Source organism: Actinomadura logoneensis (assembly GCF_003428695.1).
GTDB lineage: Bacteria > Actinomycetota > Actinomycetes > Streptosporangiales > Streptosporangiaceae > Spirillospora > Spirillospora logoneensis.
Genome location: NZ_QURH01000309.1, coordinates 1 through 16381 on the forward strand (window position 1 = coordinate 1; position 16381 = coordinate 16381).

The window sequence follows — 16381 nt, forward strand, 5'->3', positions numbered from 1 at the left end:
CCGCCGACTCCCCACACCCCCGCCCCTCCCTCAGCCCGTCCCCACAGCCAGGCCATGAGCTCGGCCGCCTCCGTGCCGGCTTCAGCCGCCCCCGCCCTCGCCGCCTCTCGCCCACCGGCCGAAGGCAAGTTGACGGCCGTCCGTTCCGAACAGGCCGCCCCGAACGGTGCTTCGACCACTCCTGCGATCCGTAGAGCGACGGCCGTCCGCTGCGAACGGACCGTCCCGAGCGGCGCCTTTGCAGCCTTCTCGGCCTCTCGTCCTGGCTTGGCTGCCGCGCCCACCGTCTCTGCGGACAGCGTTCTCGCTTCCCTTCATCCGAGCGATGGCGGCCGGGAGATGACCTTTCGGGGTGAAGTGGGCGACCCAGTGGGCGTGTTCGTCGTCTCCTCGGGGCGTCGAACTGGCACTGCCGCCTGCTTCACCGATCCTCTCGTCCCGGTGAGCGGCCGCTCCTCTTCCTGGATGGCCGTTGGCGGGGGAGAGGGCGTCCCAAACGGCTTCACATGCGGCGACTTCCTGCGGGAGTCGCATGAAGTGCGGTTCGCTGAGAGTTCGCCGGATGCGCTGAGCCTGGCTTCGTTCCCGGGGCTCCCTCGGGAAGGAAGCCGTATGGGCGGCGTCCGACGATGGACTCCGGCTCGCGGACGAAGAATGCAGAACGTCTTGGGATCTGGCTCGGGCGTTCGTTCGTTGGGTGGTTGTGCGCCGGTCGGTGTCACGAAGGCCGATCGTGAGGCGAACGGCCCTGTCTTGAATGGTCGTGAGCTGGTGGTGGACGGTCGTGGATCGACCGGGCGTGCGCGAGTCGGCCGAACGCCGGTGGGTACCGGCGTGCGAGTGGCAGCACCGCTGAAGGAAGCCGCACAGGAGTTCCGTCGCGCTGACGGACTTTTCGTGGACGTAGCCATGGCGTCCTGCGCCCCCCGAGTAGCCCGTATGGGCGGCGCGGCGGGCGTGCTTCGGGCCAGAGGCACGTCCACCGATGCACGTGGCAACGGCATGCCCCGCGTGGTTCGTAGGGGTGGCGTGTCCGGCGCTCTGGGTGCTGGTCCGGCGGCGGTTCGCGTCCTTGCCGCAGAGGTCGGCCGGGCCGGGGAAGCGGTCGGCGCACCTCGTGGCGATGCCGCTGGGCAGGACGCCCCGCTCAGCGTGAACGAGCAGGGCCGGTTCGGTGAGGCGGTGTACGCGGCGCGGTCAAGCGGTGCAGCGTATGCGGTGGGTTCCGGCGGCCTGGCATGCGCGGTGTGTTCCGGCGATGCGGCATACGCGGCGCGTTCCAGAGGCGCGGCGATCGCGTTGGGGGCTGATGTGGCTTCTGCCGGTGATCCCGGGCGTGGTGTCGCCGGGCAGAAGATGGGCGTTGGTGTGGTGCCTCCGGTCATGGGTTCCGACGGATCGGGGAGCGCCACCAGAGGCCGGAGCGGTGATGCCCCGGCCGGTGGTAGCAGAAGCGGTGGTTCGGGCGGCGGGGCCGCGCGCGGAAGCGCGGAGACGTCGGCCGGCGGCGCGCAGGGAGAGGATGCGCAGGTGGGGGATCCGATCCGGGTGCTGATCGTGGACGATCACGCCCTGTTCAGGCGGGGTCTGGAGATGGTGCTCCAGGCCGAACCGGACATCGAGGTGATCGGTGAGGGCGGGGACGGCCACGAGGCCGTCCAGATGGCGGGTGATCTGCTGCCCGACGTCGTGCTCATGGACATCCGGATGCCTCGGCGCAGCGGTATCGAGGCATGCACCGCGATCAAGGACGCCGCGCCCAGCGCCAAGATCGTGATGCTGACGATCAGCGACGAGGAGGAGGACCTCTTCGAAGCGATCAAGGCCGGGGCCAGCGGTTATCTGCTCAAGGAGATCTCGATCGACGAGGTCCCGCAGGCGGTGCGCGCGGTGCACGGCGGGCAGTCGCTGATCAGTCCGTCCATGGCGTCCAAACTGATCACCGAGTTCGCCTCGCTCGCCAAGCGCAGCGAGGAGCGGACCCAGCAGGTCCCGGCGCCGCGGCTGACCGACCGCGAGATGGAGGTCCTGCGCCTCGTCGCCCGCGGCCTCGGCAACCGGGAGATCGCCCGGGAACTGTTCATCAGCGAGAACACCGTGAAGAACCACGTCCGCAACATCCTGGAGAAGCTTCAGCTCCACTCCCGGATGGAGGCCGTGGTCTACGCCGTCCGAGAGAAGCTTCTGGAGATCACCTGAACCCCGCCCGATGGTGAGTCGCGTGAAGCGACTCCCTGAATGGTGACCTGACTCCCGGCCGAGAGACACGTGCCCACACAGCTCCTGTCGCGTAGACCGTCCTCCCTCGCGCGCCGTCCGTAGACGGAGAGCAGAGCTAGCTGAGACGACGTGGGACAGGTTCAGCCGAGGCCTGGCCTTGTCTTCGTGAGTGGATCGCGCCCTCGCGTCCGTAATTGAAGCGCGTGGGGTGGGTGGCTGGTGGTTGCCTGCCTTCCTTGCTGTCCATCTTGCTGAGTCGCCCGTCCTCCCTGAGACAAATGCCTGCATCGGCGTTATGCCGGGAGTTCGCCGTGGCGTCCTCGGGCCGATCGGAGTGCGTTTGCTAGCGGTGGCTCGGCCGGAGGGAGCTGTGTCTCCCGGGTAGCCCCGCCCGGGGAAGGGGCCGGACCGTCGCCGCGCCGTGGCCTCACGCAGACGATGGACGAGCTTGTTCTGGCCTTGCCGGTCGCTGCGATGAGGAACTGGCTCTGCGGGTGACGATGTCCGGAACCAGATGTTGTGCTGTGTGTTCGTGTCTGCGGGCTGAGTCGGTGAGGGTTCCTGCCTCCCCTGAGGCGTGCCGAGTTGATGCTGCGTCGGGTGATTGATGGGGAGCGGGCGTGGCCGGGACGGCGAGGTCGGCACTCGGTTGGATGGCCGCCCGTGCTGCTGAGCCTGTTGTCAGTCGTCCTGGCTGTTGCGTTCGAAGGGGCGACAGGTGGTTTCGGGGGGCGTTGTTGTGCTGCCCTGCGCGCCAAATTTCTCTGGCTTGTCGCGCTGCCTCTTCTCGTTCTGGAGTGGTTGCACGGACATGTGTTCGGAGTTGGCGTTCGGTTGCTGCTGCGATGGACGGCGCTGTCGGGTGGCTTCGCTTCCTGGGAAGCGGGGACTCTCGGCGGGGGCCAGGGTTCGGTGGCCTGGAGGGTGGGGTGTTCTCGCAGGTGGGGATAGGTGGCGACACCGGTGTGTGGGGTTTGTCGGTGTTGTGGCCTACGATCGCGGCGTGACCAAGACGAAGATGCCCGACAAGGTCGAGGCGGAGCTGAGTGCGGACGAGGCTCGGCGGCTGGCGTTGCGGGCGCAGGGGCTGCTGGGTGCGGACGGACGGCGCGGCGGGGTGCCGGGGATGCTGGCGCGGCTCGGTGCCGTCCAGCTGGACACGATCTCGGTGCTCGCGCGCTCGCACGAGCTGGTCCCCTACGCGCGGCTGGGCGCCGTCGCGAGGGACAGGATCGAGACCGCGTACTGGGGGCCGTCCGCCGGGGGCGGACGGGCGGCGGCGTTCGAGTACTGGGCCCACGCGGCCTCGATCCTGCCGATCGAGGAGTGGCCGACCCTCGCCTTCCGGCGGCGGCAGTACCAGCGGAAGGGCCTGCGCTGGCACAAGGTGCCGGACGGGGTGTGCGACGAGATCCGCGCGAAGCTCAAGGCGGAGGGGCCGCTGACGACGAAGGAGCTCGGCGGCGCGAAGGCCGGGGGCGACTGGTGGCAGTGGAGCGACCACAAGATCGGCATCGAGTGGCTCTGGGACGTGGGTGAGGTCGCCTGCGTCCAGCGGATCGGGTGGCGGCGGGTGTACGACCTGGCCGAAAGGGTGGTTCCGGACGAGCTCTACGGGCAGGAGCCGGACGACGCGGCGTGCCTGACCCGGCTGGTGCGGCTGGCCGGACGGGCGCTCGGCGTGGCGACCCGCGCGGACCTCGCCGACTACTACCGGCTCAAGGGCGAGCAGGTGGACGCGGTGGTCGAGGCGTCCGGGCTGGTCCCGGTCCGGGTGCAGGGCTGGCCGCAGGCGGCGTGGGCCGATCCGGACGCGCTGGCGGTCCCGCCGCGCGGACGGCACGTCACGACGCTGCTGTCCCCGTTCGACTCGCTGGTCTGGGACCGCGCCCGGACGTCGCGGGTCTTCGGGTTCGACCACCGGCTGGAGGCGTACGTCCCGAAGGCGAAGCGGGTGCACGGCTACTTCACGATGCCGCTGCTCGCGGGCGGACGCCTGGTCGGACGCGTCGACCCGGCCCGGGAGGGGACCACCCTCGTGGCGCGCCAGGTGTCGCTGGAACCGGGTCTCACCAGGTCGGCCGTGCGGCTCCGGGAGGGCGCCGAGGCGCTGCGGACGGCGCTGCGCAACGCGGCGGAGTGGGTGGGGTGCGACGCGATCCGCGTCGAGCGCGCCGACCCGGAGGTCAAGAGGCTCGTCGAGGCGGAGTGACCCGGCGTGGGCGGGTTGGTCCCGGACGCGCGCGGAAAGGCGGAAGAGGTCCGTCTTCCGGAAACGCGTCGGCCCGCCGGGGCCTGGAAGGGCGTCCCTGCTCCGGGAGGAGGAACGCGGGTCCAGGTCCGGCGGGCCGGACGGTCGCGACGGGCGGTCGTCGCCGGGGGAGGCGGTGGCACGGGGGTGCGGCGCCGTCCCGGCGGTGATCAGCCGTGCGGGGTGTGCTGCGTGTCGGACTTGACCGCCTTGGCGGTGGTCTCGCCGGCCAGGCCGCCGCGGCGCTTGGTGGTGCGGCTGCCGAAGACCGAGTAGTCCACGATCTCCGGCATGACGCGCGGCGCGTCCACCACGACGTCGGAGAAAAGATGGACGAGCGCGCTCAGCACGAGGCCGAGAGCGACGATCGCGGCTCCGACCCAGAACAGCACCCACTGCGGTCCCAGGCAGAGCGCCACCCCGCCCACGGCGAAGCCGGCGAAGATCACGCTGACCGCCAGCCAGGAACTCGGCCGGCCGGCGTGCGAGCCGTACTCATCGGACAATTTGGGCCCCTCCCCTCAGAGTGTTCAGGATGATTGTCCCGGACCGGTGCCGGAGGGCTGAACGCGGGCCGGGATTGCGTCGCAGGGTGACCTAGACCATTCTGAGTCTCGCCTACGATGGCATCGTACGTGTGGTGTGCGTGCCGCCGGTCGGCGGTGACCCACGATCTGCAAGGAGCCTCCGAGAGTGCCGCTAGTCATCGATAAGATCCTTCGCGCGGGCGAAGGCAAGACCCTGCGCAAGCTCAAGAAGCTCGCGGATCAGGTCAACTCGATCGAGTCAGACTTCGTCGACATGAGCGACGCGGAACTGCGCGAGCTCACCGACAAGTACCGCGAGCGCCTGGAAGAGGGCGAATCGCTGGACGACCTGCTCCCCGAGGCGTTCGCGACCGCCCGCGAGGCGGCCAAGCGCGTCCTGGGCCAGCGCCACTACGACGTCCAGATCATGGGCGGCGCGGCGCTGCACCTGGGCAACATCGCCGAGATGAAGACCGGTGAGGGCAAGACCCTCACCTGCGTGCTCCCCGCCTACCTCAACGCGCTGTCCGGCAAGGGCGTCCACGTCGTCACCGTGAACGACTACCTGGCCAAGCGCGACGCCGAGTGGATGGGCCGCGTGCACCAGTTCCTGGGCCTCGAGGTCGGTGTCATCCTCCCGCAGATGACCCCCGAGGAGCGCCGGGTCGCGTACGCCGCCGACATCACCTACGGCACCAACAACGAGTTCGGCTTCGACTACCTGCGTGACAACATGGCCTGGAGCCTGGACGAGCTCGTCCAGCGCGGCCACAACTACGCGATCGTGGACGAGGTCGACTCGATCCTCATCGACGAGGCACGCACGCCGCTGATCATCTCCGGCCCCGCCGAGCAGAACTCCAAGTGGTACGGCGAGTTCGCCAAGATCGTCCCCCGGCTGAAGCGCGCCGAGCTGGTCAGCACCGCCGGCCAGGTGGACGAGTACGGCCCCGGTGACTACGAGGTCAACGAGAAGAAGCGCACCGTCGGCATCACCGAGTCGGGCGTCGAGAAGGTCGAGGACTGGCTCGGCATCGACAACCTGTACTCCGCCGAGAACACCCCGCTCGTCAGCTTCCTGAACAACGCCCTGAAGGCCAAGGAGCTGTACAAGCGCGACAAGGACTACGTCGTCATGAACGGCGAGGTCCTGATCGTGGACGAGTTCACCGGCCGCATCCTGCACGGCCGCCGGTACAACGAGGGCATGCACCAGGCCATCGAGGCCAAGGAGGGCGTGTCGATCAAGGACGAGAACCAGACGCTCGCCACGATCACCCTCCAGAACTACTTCCGCCTCTACGGCAAGCTGTCCGGCATGACCGGCACGGCCGACACCGAGGCCGCGGAGTTCAACAAGACCTACAAGATCGGCGTCGTGCCGATCCCGACCAACAAGCCGATGGTCCGCATGGACAAGGCGGACGTGGTCTACAAGACCGAGCAGGCCAAGTTCGAGGCCGTCGTCGACGACATCGCCGAGCGGCACGAGAACGGCCAGCCGGTCCTGGTCGGCACCACCTCGGTCGAGAAGTCCGAGCGGCTGTCGAAGATGCTCAAGCGGCGCGGCATCCCGCACGCGGTGCTGAACGCCAAGCACCACGACGCGGAGTCGGCGATCGTCGCCGAGGCGGGCCGCAAGGGCGCCGTCACGGTCGCGACGAACATGGCCGGCCGAGGCACCGACATCATGCTCGGCGGCAACCCCGACTTCCGCGCCGACCTGGAGCTGCACCAGCGCGGGCTGTCCCCGCTGGAGACTCCGGAGGAGTACGAGTCGGCCTGGCCCGAGGCGCTGGAGAAGGCCAAGGAGGCCGTCAAGGGCGAGCACGAGGAGGTCGTCGAGGCCGGCGGCCTGTACGTGCTCGGCACCGAGCGGCACGAGTCCCGGCGCATCGACAACCAGCTGCGCGGACGGTCCGGCCGCCAGGGCGACCCGGGCGAGTCCCGGTTCTACCTGTCCCTCGAGGACGACCTGATGCGGCTGTTCAACTCCGCCCGGGTCGAGGCGATCATGACCCGCCTGAACATCCCGGACGACACGCCGATCGAGTCCAAGATCGTCTCGAACGCGATCAAGTCGGCGCAGTCGCAGGTCGAGCAGCAGAACTTCGAGATGCGCAAGAACGTCCTGAAGTACGACGAGGTGCTGAACCGCCAGCGCGTCGTCATCTACGCCGAGCGCCGCAAGGTGCTCGAGGGCGAGGACCTCCAGGACCAGGTCCGGCGCATGATCGACGAGGTCGTCAACGGCTACGTCGCGGGCGCGACCGGCGAGGGCTTCGCCGAGGAGTGGGACCTGGACAAGCTCTGGAAGGCCTTCCAGCAGCTGTACCCGATCTCCCTCACGGTGGACGGGCTGGTCGAGGAGGTCGGCGGCGAGATCTCCAACCTCGACGCCGAGACCCTGGCGGAGAAGGTCCGCGAGGACGCCCAGGCCGCGTACGAGAAGCGCGAGGCCGAGCTCGGCACGGAGGTCATGCGCGAGCTCGAGCGCCGCGTCATCCTCTCCGTCCTCGACCGCAAGTGGCGCGAGCACCTCTACGAGATGGACTACCTCCAGGAGGGCATCGGCCTGCGCGCCATGGCGCAGCGCGACCCGCTGGTCGAGTACCAGCGCGAGGGCTACGACATGTTCAACGCGATGATGGACGGCATCAAGGAGGAGTCGGTCGGCTACCTCTTCAACCTCGAGGTCGAGGTCGAGGAGCAGCCCGCGGCCCCGCAGGTCGGCGCCAACCCCGTCGCGCTGACGGACGTCGTCGCCGTCGACGAGGAGGCCGGGGAGCCCGGGGAGGCCGAGGAGGAGGCCCCGGTCGTCAAGGCCAAGGGCCTCCAGGAGCCGCAGCGTCCGAAGAAGCTGGAGTACAGCGCCCCCACCGTCGACGGTGAGGGCGGCGTGGAGCACCACAGCGAAGAGGCCGACGACCCCTACGCGGGCGTCAACCGCAACGACCCGTGCCCCTGCGGCTCGGGCAAGAAGTTCAAGCGCTGCCACGGCGACCCGAGCAACAACTGACGCTCGACCCGAGAACGGCCCCGGTCTCCCAGGAGACCGGGGCCGTTCCGTTTGTCACAACAGGGAACGTCCCGGTGGCAGGCCCGTTGGCACTCCGTGGCCGTGGCCGTGGCCGTGGCCGTGGCCGTGGCCGTGGCCGTGGCCGTGGCCGTGGCCGTGGGCGTTCACTGTTCATGCCCTGGAGCTTCATGTCCTGGAGCGCGCTGGGGGACCGTCCCGAGCGTTCCCATGCATGCCCTGCAGCGCGCTGCGGGCCGTCCGGAGCGTTCCCGTTCATGGCCTGGAGCGGGCTGCGGGGCCGTCCGGAACACCCTGCTGGACGCGGTTCAGGCGTCAGGTTCGGGTTGCTGAAGGGCTTGGCTTCCGTGGCTGCGGAGCCAGGCGCTTCGAGCCCCAGCCCTGGTGGCTGGCGGGGATTTCATGCACTTCAGCGCCAGCGCTTTGTTTCTCAACTCAGGCGCTGGACGCAACGGCCGTGACCGCCGGACGGCGCGTCCTCGCCCGGCCCCTGGAAACAGGAGGACGGCGGGGCGCTAGGCGCCCCGCCGTCGGGGGTGAGGCCGCTCCCATAGGGGGTGGGAGTGCCTCGGGGAGGGCCGGACGTGTGGGCTGGGTCCGGCCGGGTGCTCCTCGGCCGCGTCGTGCGCGTCGGCCGTGCCGTGCTATCTGGCCGCCGTGCTGCTTGGCCGTCGTGCTACTTGGCCGCGTCCTCGCGCTTGCGCGACGACCTGGCCCCGGCCTTCTCCGCCGGAGCCTTCTCGGCGGGGGCGTCGAGCGCCTCGTCCGGGTCCGGCTCGCGTCCCGGCGTCGCGAAGTTGAACTTCTCGATCAGGAACTTGAACACGAAGTAGTAGACGAAGAAGTACAGGACGCCGAGGCCCAGGATGAGCGGCAGGCCCTTGGTGTTGCTCTTGCTGGCGTTCAGCAGCAGGTCGATGAGGCCCGCGGAGAAGCCGAAGCCGAGCTGGGCGTTCAGCGCCTCCAGCAGCGCCATCGAGATGCCGGTCAGGACGACGTGCACGCCGTACAGGACGGGCGCGACGAACATGAACGCGAACTCGATGGGCTCGGTCACGCCGGTGACGAAGGCGGTGAGGGCGGCGGAGATCATGATGCCGCCGACGGCCTTGCGGCGGTGCGGGGGAGCGGCGCGCCACATGGCGAGGGCCGCGCCGGGCAGGCCGAACATCAGGACGGGGAAGAAGCCCGCCAGGAAGCCGCCGGCGTGCGGGTCGCCCGCGAGGTAGCGGTTGATCTCGCCGTGGACGGCGGTGCCGTTGTCGTTGTAGGTGCCGAAGACGAACCAGATCAGCGAGTTCGGGATGTGGTGCAGGCCGAAGGGCAGCAGCAGGCGGTTGACGACGCCGTAGACGCCGGCGCCGAGCGCGCCCGCGCCGGTGATCCAGTTGCCGAAGTCGGTCAGCCAGGTGCCGAACACCGGCCAGATGAAGCCGATCAGGACGCCGAGGATGAGGGCGGCGACGGCGGTGACGATCGGCACGAACCGACGGCCGCCGAAGAAGGCGAGGTAGGTGGGCAGCTTGACCCGGTAGAAGCGCTGGTAGAGCAGGGCCGCCACGACACCGATGAGGATGCCGCCGAGGACGTCGGTGGGGTTCTTGGCGCCCCAGTCGATCACCGCGGTGGTCTTGCCGTCCGCCACCTTGTCGATCAGCACGTTCGCCTTGAGCTGCGAGGTGTGCGAGAACATGATCTTCGAGACGTGGTCGAAGACCAGGTAGCCGACGACGGCGGCCAGGGCGGTCGAGCCGTCCGCCTTCTTCGCGAAGCCGATCGCCACACCGACGGCGAACAGCAGCGGCAGGTTGGCGAACAGGGCGTTGCCGGCCTCGCCGACGATCTCGGCGACGCGGACCCACCCGAGGCCGTCGGCGCCCAGCATGTCCGGCTGGCCGAAGCGCAGCAGGAGGGCGGCGGCGGGCAGGACGGCGATCGGCAGCATGAGGCTGCGGCCGATCCGCTGCAGGACGGCGAAGGCCGCCGACCAGGGCTTGCGCCCGGCCGAGCCCTCCGCCGCGGCGATGGAACTCATCAGGGGTGATTCCTCTCCTCGGTCATTGCGGGGTGGTGCCGGCGGCGGGTCGGAGCGGCCCGCTGCTGCCGGGGGTCAGGAGCGGGTCGGGGGATGGCCCAGCGCCGTGCGGACCTGGTAGCGGTCGGCCCGGTAGGTGGAGACGCCGAGTTCGGCGCAGATCCCGTTGGCCAGGGCGCGCGCCCGGAGCACCAGGACGGCGCTGCCGCGCGGGATCTGCAGGTGGCGGGCGTCGTTGGCGTCCGCCAGCCCGGCGTCGATCGTCTGGTCGCCCGCGTCGAAGACCAGCCCGTACACCGCCTCGAGGACGCCGTACAGGGACCGGTCGGCGAGCCGGCGGTCCAGCAGGTCCGGCGCGAGCGATGCGAGGATATGCGCCCTTTCGACCGCCATGGGCTCGCCGTCCGCGGTGCGCAGCCGCTCGACGATGTGGATCGGGGTGCCGAGCTCGACCTCGAAGACGCGGGCGAGGCGGGCGTCGGCGGGCACGGTGCGGCGGTCGAGGTCGATCGCGCCGGGACGCATCCCGCGCGCGAGCATGTCCTCGGTGAACGAGATCAGCCGCAGCGGCATCTCGATCTTGGGGCGCGCCACGAACGTGCCCTTGCCGGGAACGCGGTACAGCCGTCCCTCGGAGACGAGCTGGTCGACGCCCTGCCGGACGGTCATGCGCGACAGCCCGTACCGCGCGCACAGCTCGCGCTCGGACGGTATGGAGGCGTCCACCGGGAGCTCGGCGCTCTCGATCATGTCCAGCAGGATGGCCCTGAGCTGGAAGTACTTGGGGACGGGGCTGTTCGGGTCAATGGTCGTCACGGGGGATCCTCAGGGGAGCCCGGGCCGATGGCCGGCCGGCGGGAGTCCGGATCGACTCGGTATGTACTGGTCTAGTCCGGACTAGACCACACGATTTCGACGTGTGTCAACTCACAGATGGGTAACGTCCGGATTGTGTCGAGGGCGCCGAGGGGCGATCATCTTCGCAGGTCAGTGCCGGTTTCGCCGACGGCGTCGCGGTTCCGTGGCGTCCGTGTGCGGACACGTGCGAGCCCGCCCACGCGCATGCGCCAGGGGTTTGTTCGCTACAAGCGAATTCTCGAGCCATTGCGCTCGGTCGCCCAAGACCGGTAATGGGGCCATCGCCGTGAGGGCGAGTGCGGTGGCGAGTCGTCGCGCCCGTCGTAGTTGGTCGGGGGCGTCGGGAGTCGGCGGCGGGTTCCCCCGGCCCGCGCTCCCGGCGTCGGAAGGGTCGCCCGCAACGGTGGTGGAGAAGATCGCGGAGTTAGGGGAAGGGGACGGCCCCGCGCCCGCCACCTTCGCTCTATCGCTTTTCCGTGCACGTCGGGTATGTTGCGTACTGGTCCAGACCGGACTAGACCAGTCGTGGCGGACACGACCGGCGAACCCGGCGTCACGGAGAGCGCGTCCCGATGGCAAGTCTTCTGATCACTGCGAACCGCATGATCCTTTCCCCCACGGAGGGTCCTACCCGCGTGGTCTCGCCCGGATACGTCCGGATCGAGGACGGTGTCATCACCGCCGCGGGCGAGGGCCTCCCGGACGGCCCGGACGCCCCCGACGTCCACCTGGAGGACGGCCTGCTCGCCCCCGGGCTGGTGGACCTGCAGGTCAACGGCTTCTTCGGGTACGACATGGTGGACGCCGACGAGACCGGCTGGCGGACGGTCGTCGAGCGCCTTCCCGAGACCGGGGTCACGTCCTTCCTGCCGACGTTCATCACCGCGCCCGTCGAGGTCCAGGCCGCCGCGCTGCGCCGCACCGAGGAGCTGCTGCCCGCGCTCGAAGGACGCGGGACGCGGATCCTCGGCGTCCACCTCGAGGGGCCGTTCCTGTCGGAGAAGCGCAAGGGCGCGCACAACCCGGCGCACCTCACCGACCCGACGCCCGAGAAGATCGCGACGCTGCTGGAGACCGGGTTGGTCACGCTGGTCACGCTCGCCCCCGAGCGGGACGGCGCGCTGGACGCGATCCGCACCCTCACCGCGAACGGCGTGCTGGTCAGCGTCGGGCACAGCGACGCGACCGCCGCCCAGGTGGAGGCCGCCGCCGACGCGGGCGCGCGCAAGGTCACCCACATCTTCAACGCCCAGTCCGGGATGAACCACCGCGACCCGGGTGTGGCCGCGCAGGCGCTCGCCGACGAACGGCTGAGCCCCGGCCTCATCCTCGACCTGCACCACGTGTCCGCGACCGTGGCCAGGGTCGTCTTCAACGCCGCCGCCGGACGCGTCGTGCTCGTCACCGACGCCGCGTCCGCCGCGGGCATGCCGCCCGGCACCTACGAGCTGGGCGGCGAACCGATCACGATGCCGGAGCAGGGGCCGCCGCTGCGCGCCGACGGCACCATCGCCGGCTCCGGCCTCCGGCTGGACGAGGCGGTCGGCAACGCGCTGGCGCTCGGCGTCGACCCGGCGACCGCCGTGGACGCCGCCACCCGCGTACCCGCCGACCTCGTCGGCCGGACCGACCTCGGCCGGATCGCCCCGGGCGCCAAGGCCGACCTCGTCTGGCTCGGACCCGACCACCGCGCGCGTATGACGTGGATCGACGGGCAGGAACTCCTCGGAGGGGGATCATGACCACCAGCCGTATGCGCGCCGAGATCGGCGAGCAGCCCGAGGCGCTGCGGCGCACCATCGAGGCGCTGCTGCCGCGCGTCCCGGAGATCGAGCGGCTCGCCGCCGAGACCCGGCAGGTGCTGTTCATCGCGCGCGGCTCGTCCGACAACGCCGCCGTCTACGGCCGGTACCTGATCGAGTCGCAGGCCGGGCGCCTGGCCACGCTCGCCGCGCCGTCGATCGCGACGGCCTACCGGCGGCGGCTCGACCTGGACGGCGTGCTGGCCGTGGCGATCAGCCAGTCCGGCAAGACCGAGGAGATCGTCGAGACGCTCGCCTGGGCCCGGGACTGCGGCGCGCGCACCGTCGCGGTCACCAACGGCCAGGGCTCGCCGCTCGCCGAGTCCGCCGAGGTCCCGCTGATCACCCTCGCCGGGGACGAGCTGGCCGTCCCGGCGACCAAGACCTACACCACGCAGCTCGCCGCGCTCGCGGTGCTCGGCCTCGGTCTCGGCATCGGCCGCGACCCGGCGGACCTGCGCCGCGTCCCGGACGAGGTGGAGCGCCTGATCGCCGCCACCGAGGCGTCGCCCGCGCTGCCGCGGATCGTCGAGGGGCTCGCGAAGGTGCCGGGCGCGGTCGTGTCCGGACGCGGCATCGCGTTCGGCACCGCGCTGGAGCTGGCCCTGAAGATCAAGGAGGCGTGCTACCTGCACGCCATGGGCCTGTCCTACGCCGACCTGCTGCACGGCCCGATCGCCGTGGTGGACGACCAGACCCCGGCGCTGCTCGTCGCGGCCGACGGCAGCCCCACGCTGCCCGGCACGGTCGCGCTCGCCGAGCGGGTGCGCGGCGCGGGCTCCGAGGCGTTCGGGTTCGGCGGCGGCAGCGGGCTCGCGCAGGCGAGCACGGCCGCGCTGCCCGGTCCGGACCTGCCCGAGTGGGTCGCCCCGCTCGGCCTCATCGTGCCCGGCCAGATCATGGTCGAGAACCTGGCGCGGCGGCTCGGCATCGACCCCGACGTCCCGCGCGGGCTGAACAAGGTCACGCAGACCGACTGACGCCGCCACGGCGCTCCACCGGCTGCACCGCTCCACCCGCTTCACCGCTCCCCCCGGCTGCACCGCTTCACCGCCCCACCAGGGCGAACCGGACATACTCGGACGGACATCGCCCGCCACCGTCCGGCTCCGCGCCCCGGCCACCCGCGCCGGGCGCGCGGCCGGACCGAAAGAACGAGAGGAACCCCGCAATGGCCAAGGCCGAGGACATCATCGCGGCGCTGGGCGGCGCCGACAACATCATCGAGATCGAGCCCTGCGCGACCCGGCTCCGCACCGAGGTCAGGGACGCGGGCGCCGTGAACGAGGCGGGCCTGAAGGCCGCGGGCGCGTTCGGCGTCATGCGGCAGGGCACCGTCGTCCAGGTGGTCGTGGGCCCCGAGGCCGACACGATCGCCACCGACATCGAGGACATCCTCGACTGATCCCCCAAGGAGGACCGATGACGCGCGTACTGTCCCCGGTCGGCGGGCGGGTCGTCGGGCTCGCGGGCGTGCCGGACCCGGTGTTCGCCCAGGCCATGGTCGGCCCCGGCACCGCCGTCGACCCGGCCCGCGAGCCCGGCCAGGCCATCGCCCCGGTCACCGGGAAGATCGTCAAGATGCACCCGCACGCCTACGTGGTGGTGGACGACGAGGGCCACGGGGTGCTGGTGCACCTGGGCATCGACACCGTCCAGCTCAAGGGCGAGGGGTTCGAGCTGCTGGCCGCCGAGGGCGACCGGGTGACGGCGGGGCAGCCGCTGGTCGGCTGGGACCCGGCCGCGGTGGAGGCGGGCGGACGCTCGCCGATCTGCGCCGTGGTCGCGCTCGACGCCCCCGCCGAGGCGCTGTCGGACGTCGTGGAGTCCGGCGACGTGCGGCAGGGCGCAGAGCTGTTCGTATGGAGCTGACCCGGCTGCCGGTCGGCGCCGCCCTGTTCGACCTGGACGGCACGCTGATCGACACCGAGCCGCGCAGCCGCATGATGTGGGCGCGGCTGTTCGACGCCCACGGCGCGCCGCACGACGAGGCCCTGCTGGCCTCCTTCGCGGGACGCCGCGGGCGCGAGGCGCTGGTGGACCACCTGCACCTGTTCCCCGGCCGGACGGTCGAGGAGCTGTTCCACGAGGTGCTGGGCCACTACGACGACCCAGACCTGCCGGTCCCCGCGCCCGTCCCCGGCGCGGTCGAGCTCGTCCGGGCGCTGCACGCCCTGGACGTCCCGATCGCCGTCGTGACGTCAGGGATCCGCGACTACGCCCACGGCCTGCTGGCCGAACTGGGCGTGGACGGCCTGCTGGACATGGTCGTCACCGCCGACGACGTCGCCGTCGGCAAACCCCATCCCGAGGGCTACCTCGCCGCCGCGCGCGGCCTCGGGATCCCGCCCGCGGAGGCCGTGGCCTTCGAGGACGCCCCCGCCGGCGTGGCCGCCGCGCGGGGCGCGGGTATGACCGTCGTGGGGATCACCACCACGCAGCCGTCCGCGGCCCTGCGTGCCGCCCGGCACGTGGTGGCCGACCTGCGGCAAGTGACCGTGAATCCCGGACCCGAACTGCGGATCCGGGTCACCGAGGAGAAGAGCCAGTGAGCGAGCGCAAAGTCAAGATCGAGTCGAGGGTGGGGCTGCACGCGCGCCCGGCGGCGCTGTTCGTGCAGACCGCGGCCAAGGCGCCCGGCGACGTCACCGTGGCGAAGGCCGGCGGCACGCCCGTGAACGCCAAGAGCATCCTGGCCGTCCTCGGCATGGACGCCAGGCACGGCGAGGAGGTCGTGATCGCCGCCGACTTCGACGGCGCCGACGAGCTCCTCGGCCGGCTGGAGGCGCTGCTGTCCACACCCGAGCCCGAGAATGCCTGAGGCCGGGGACGCCGCCGGGACCGGTCGGAGCCTCCCCGCCGACGCACCGCCCACCCTGACCGCTCCGACGTCCGGCCAGCCCGGCCAGCCCGGCGAGCTGCGCGGGGCCGGGGTCAGCCCGGGTGTCGGGTTCGGCCCGGTGCGCGGGATCGCCGGGGCCGTCCCCGAGCCGGCCGCCGGCGCCGCGCCCGCCGGTGACCCCGAGGCCGTGACCGCCGAGGCGCTCGCGGCCCTGGAGGCCGTCGCGGACGACCTGGAGGCGCGCGGGGTCACCGCCGCCGAGGTCGGCAACAAGGAGGGCCAGGACGTCCTGAACGCCCAGGCCCTGATGGCCCGCGACCCGGGGCTCGCCGACGGCGTCCGGGCCAGGGCCGCCGAGGGCCGCAGCGCCGCCCGCGCGGTGTTCGAGTCGTTCGGCGTGTACCGCGAGATGCTCGCGGGCGCGGGGGAGTACCTCGCCGCGCGGGTCACCGACCTGGACGACATCCGCGACCGGACGGTCGCCCGCCTGCTCGGCCTCCCGATGCCCGGCGTGCCGGACTCCGACGAGCCGTTCGTGCTGGTCGCGCGCGACCTCGCGCCCGCCGACACGGCCGTGCTCGACCCGGCCAAGGTCGTCGCGTTCGTCACCGAGGAGGGCGGGCCGACCAGCCACACCGCGATCCTCGCCCGCACCATGGGCGTCCCCGCCGTCGTGGCGCTGCCCGGCGCGACCGTTCTCGCCGACGGCACGCCCGTGCTGGTGGACGGCTCGTCCGGGACGGTCGTCGTCGACCCGCCGGCCGCGGCCGTGTCCGCCGCGCGCGACGCCGCCGAGGCGCGGGCCGCCG

General features: G+C 71.4%; 13 protein-coding genes. 10 read left to right on the forward strand and 3 right to left on the reverse strand.

The window, feature by feature from the left end; genetic code table 11:
• Window positions 1-1530: 1530 nt before the first annotated feature.
• Both DZF91_RS18925 and DZF91_RS18930 read left to right on the forward strand, forming a co-directional pair.
• On the forward strand, window positions 1531-2199 hold the full coding sequence (locus DZF91_RS18925) for a response regulator (RefSeq protein ID WP_117358784.1): 669 nt from the start codon (window positions 1531-1533) through the stop codon (window positions 2197-2199).
• Window positions 2200-3223: 1024 nt separating this feature from the next.
• Window positions 3224-4432, forward strand: a complete 1209-nt coding sequence (locus DZF91_RS18930; RefSeq protein WP_235834406.1) for a winged helix-turn-helix domain-containing protein — start codon at window positions 3224-3226, stop codon at window positions 4430-4432.
• 209 nt (window positions 4433-4641) lie between these two features.
• Here DZF91_RS18930 and DZF91_RS18935 read toward each other — a convergent pair whose 3' ends face one another.
• On the reverse strand, window positions 4642-4977 hold the full coding sequence (locus DZF91_RS18935; protein ID WP_235834407.1) for an HGxxPAAW family protein: 336 nt from the start codon (window positions 4975-4977) through the stop codon (window positions 4642-4644).
• 187 nt (window positions 4978-5164) lie between these two features.
• Here DZF91_RS18935 and secA point away from each other — a divergent pair, with 187 nt between their 5' ends.
• Window positions 5165-8017 carry a preprotein translocase subunit SecA gene (secA, locus tag DZF91_RS18940; protein WP_117358785.1) on the forward strand — a complete coding sequence of 951 codons (2853 nt, stop codon included), beginning with the start codon at window positions 5165-5167 and terminating at the stop codon, window positions 8015-8017.
• A 694-nt stretch (window positions 8018-8711) separates the two neighbouring features.
• On the opposite strand, the gene DZF91_RS18945 is transcribed toward secA, so the two are convergent.
• The gene (locus tag DZF91_RS18945; protein ID WP_117358786.1) at window positions 8712-10070 is read right to left on the reverse strand and encodes a PTS transporter subunit EIIC; all 1359 of its coding nucleotides are present in this window, start codon (window positions 10068-10070) and stop codon (window positions 8712-8714) included.
• 75 nt (window positions 10071-10145) lie between these two features.
• Complete coding sequence (locus tag DZF91_RS18950; RefSeq protein ID WP_117358787.1) at window positions 10146-10886, reverse strand: GntR family transcriptional regulator; 741 nt, start codon at window positions 10884-10886, stop codon at window positions 10146-10148.
• A gap of 677 nt (window positions 10887-11563) precedes the next feature.
• On the opposite strand from DZF91_RS18950, the gene nagA reads away from it, so the two are divergent.
• From nagA to DZF91_RS18985, 7 genes are all read left to right on the forward strand, one after another.
• On the forward strand, window positions 11564-12670 hold the full coding sequence (gene nagA / locus DZF91_RS18955) for an N-acetylglucosamine-6-phosphate deacetylase (protein ID WP_235834408.1): 1107 nt from the start codon (window positions 11564-11566) through the stop codon (window positions 12668-12670).
• Window positions 12667-13710, forward strand: a complete 1044-nt coding sequence (locus DZF91_RS18960) for an SIS domain-containing protein (protein ID WP_117358789.1) — start codon at window positions 12667-12669, stop codon at window positions 13708-13710. The genes nagA and DZF91_RS18960 overlap by 4 nt, the downstream gene beginning before the upstream one ends.
• 191 nt (window positions 13711-13901) lie before the next feature.
• On the forward strand, window positions 13902-14135 hold the full coding sequence (locus tag DZF91_RS18965) for a glucose PTS transporter subunit EIIB (RefSeq protein WP_117358790.1): 234 nt from the start codon (window positions 13902-13904) through the stop codon (window positions 14133-14135).
• A gap of 17 nt (window positions 14136-14152) precedes the next feature.
• Window positions 14153-14602 carry a PTS sugar transporter subunit IIA gene (locus DZF91_RS18970; protein ID WP_117358791.1) on the forward strand — a complete coding sequence of 150 codons (450 nt, stop codon included), beginning with the start codon at window positions 14153-14155 and terminating at the stop codon, window positions 14600-14602.
• Entirely contained in the window at window positions 14593-15282 is a 690-nt protein-coding gene (locus DZF91_RS18975; RefSeq protein WP_117358792.1) for an HAD family hydrolase, read from the forward strand. The genes DZF91_RS18970 and DZF91_RS18975 overlap by 10 nt, the downstream gene beginning before the upstream one ends.
• Complete coding sequence (locus DZF91_RS18980; RefSeq protein ID WP_117358793.1) at window positions 15279-15551, forward strand: HPr family phosphocarrier protein; 273 nt, start codon at window positions 15279-15281, stop codon at window positions 15549-15551. Before DZF91_RS18975 ends, DZF91_RS18980 begins: the two co-directional genes overlap by 4 nt.
• The coding region (locus DZF91_RS18985; protein ID WP_268915955.1) for a PEP-utilizing enzyme at window positions 15544-16381 on the forward strand (838 nt) is incomplete at its 3' end. The genes DZF91_RS18980 and DZF91_RS18985, both read left to right, overlap by 8 nt.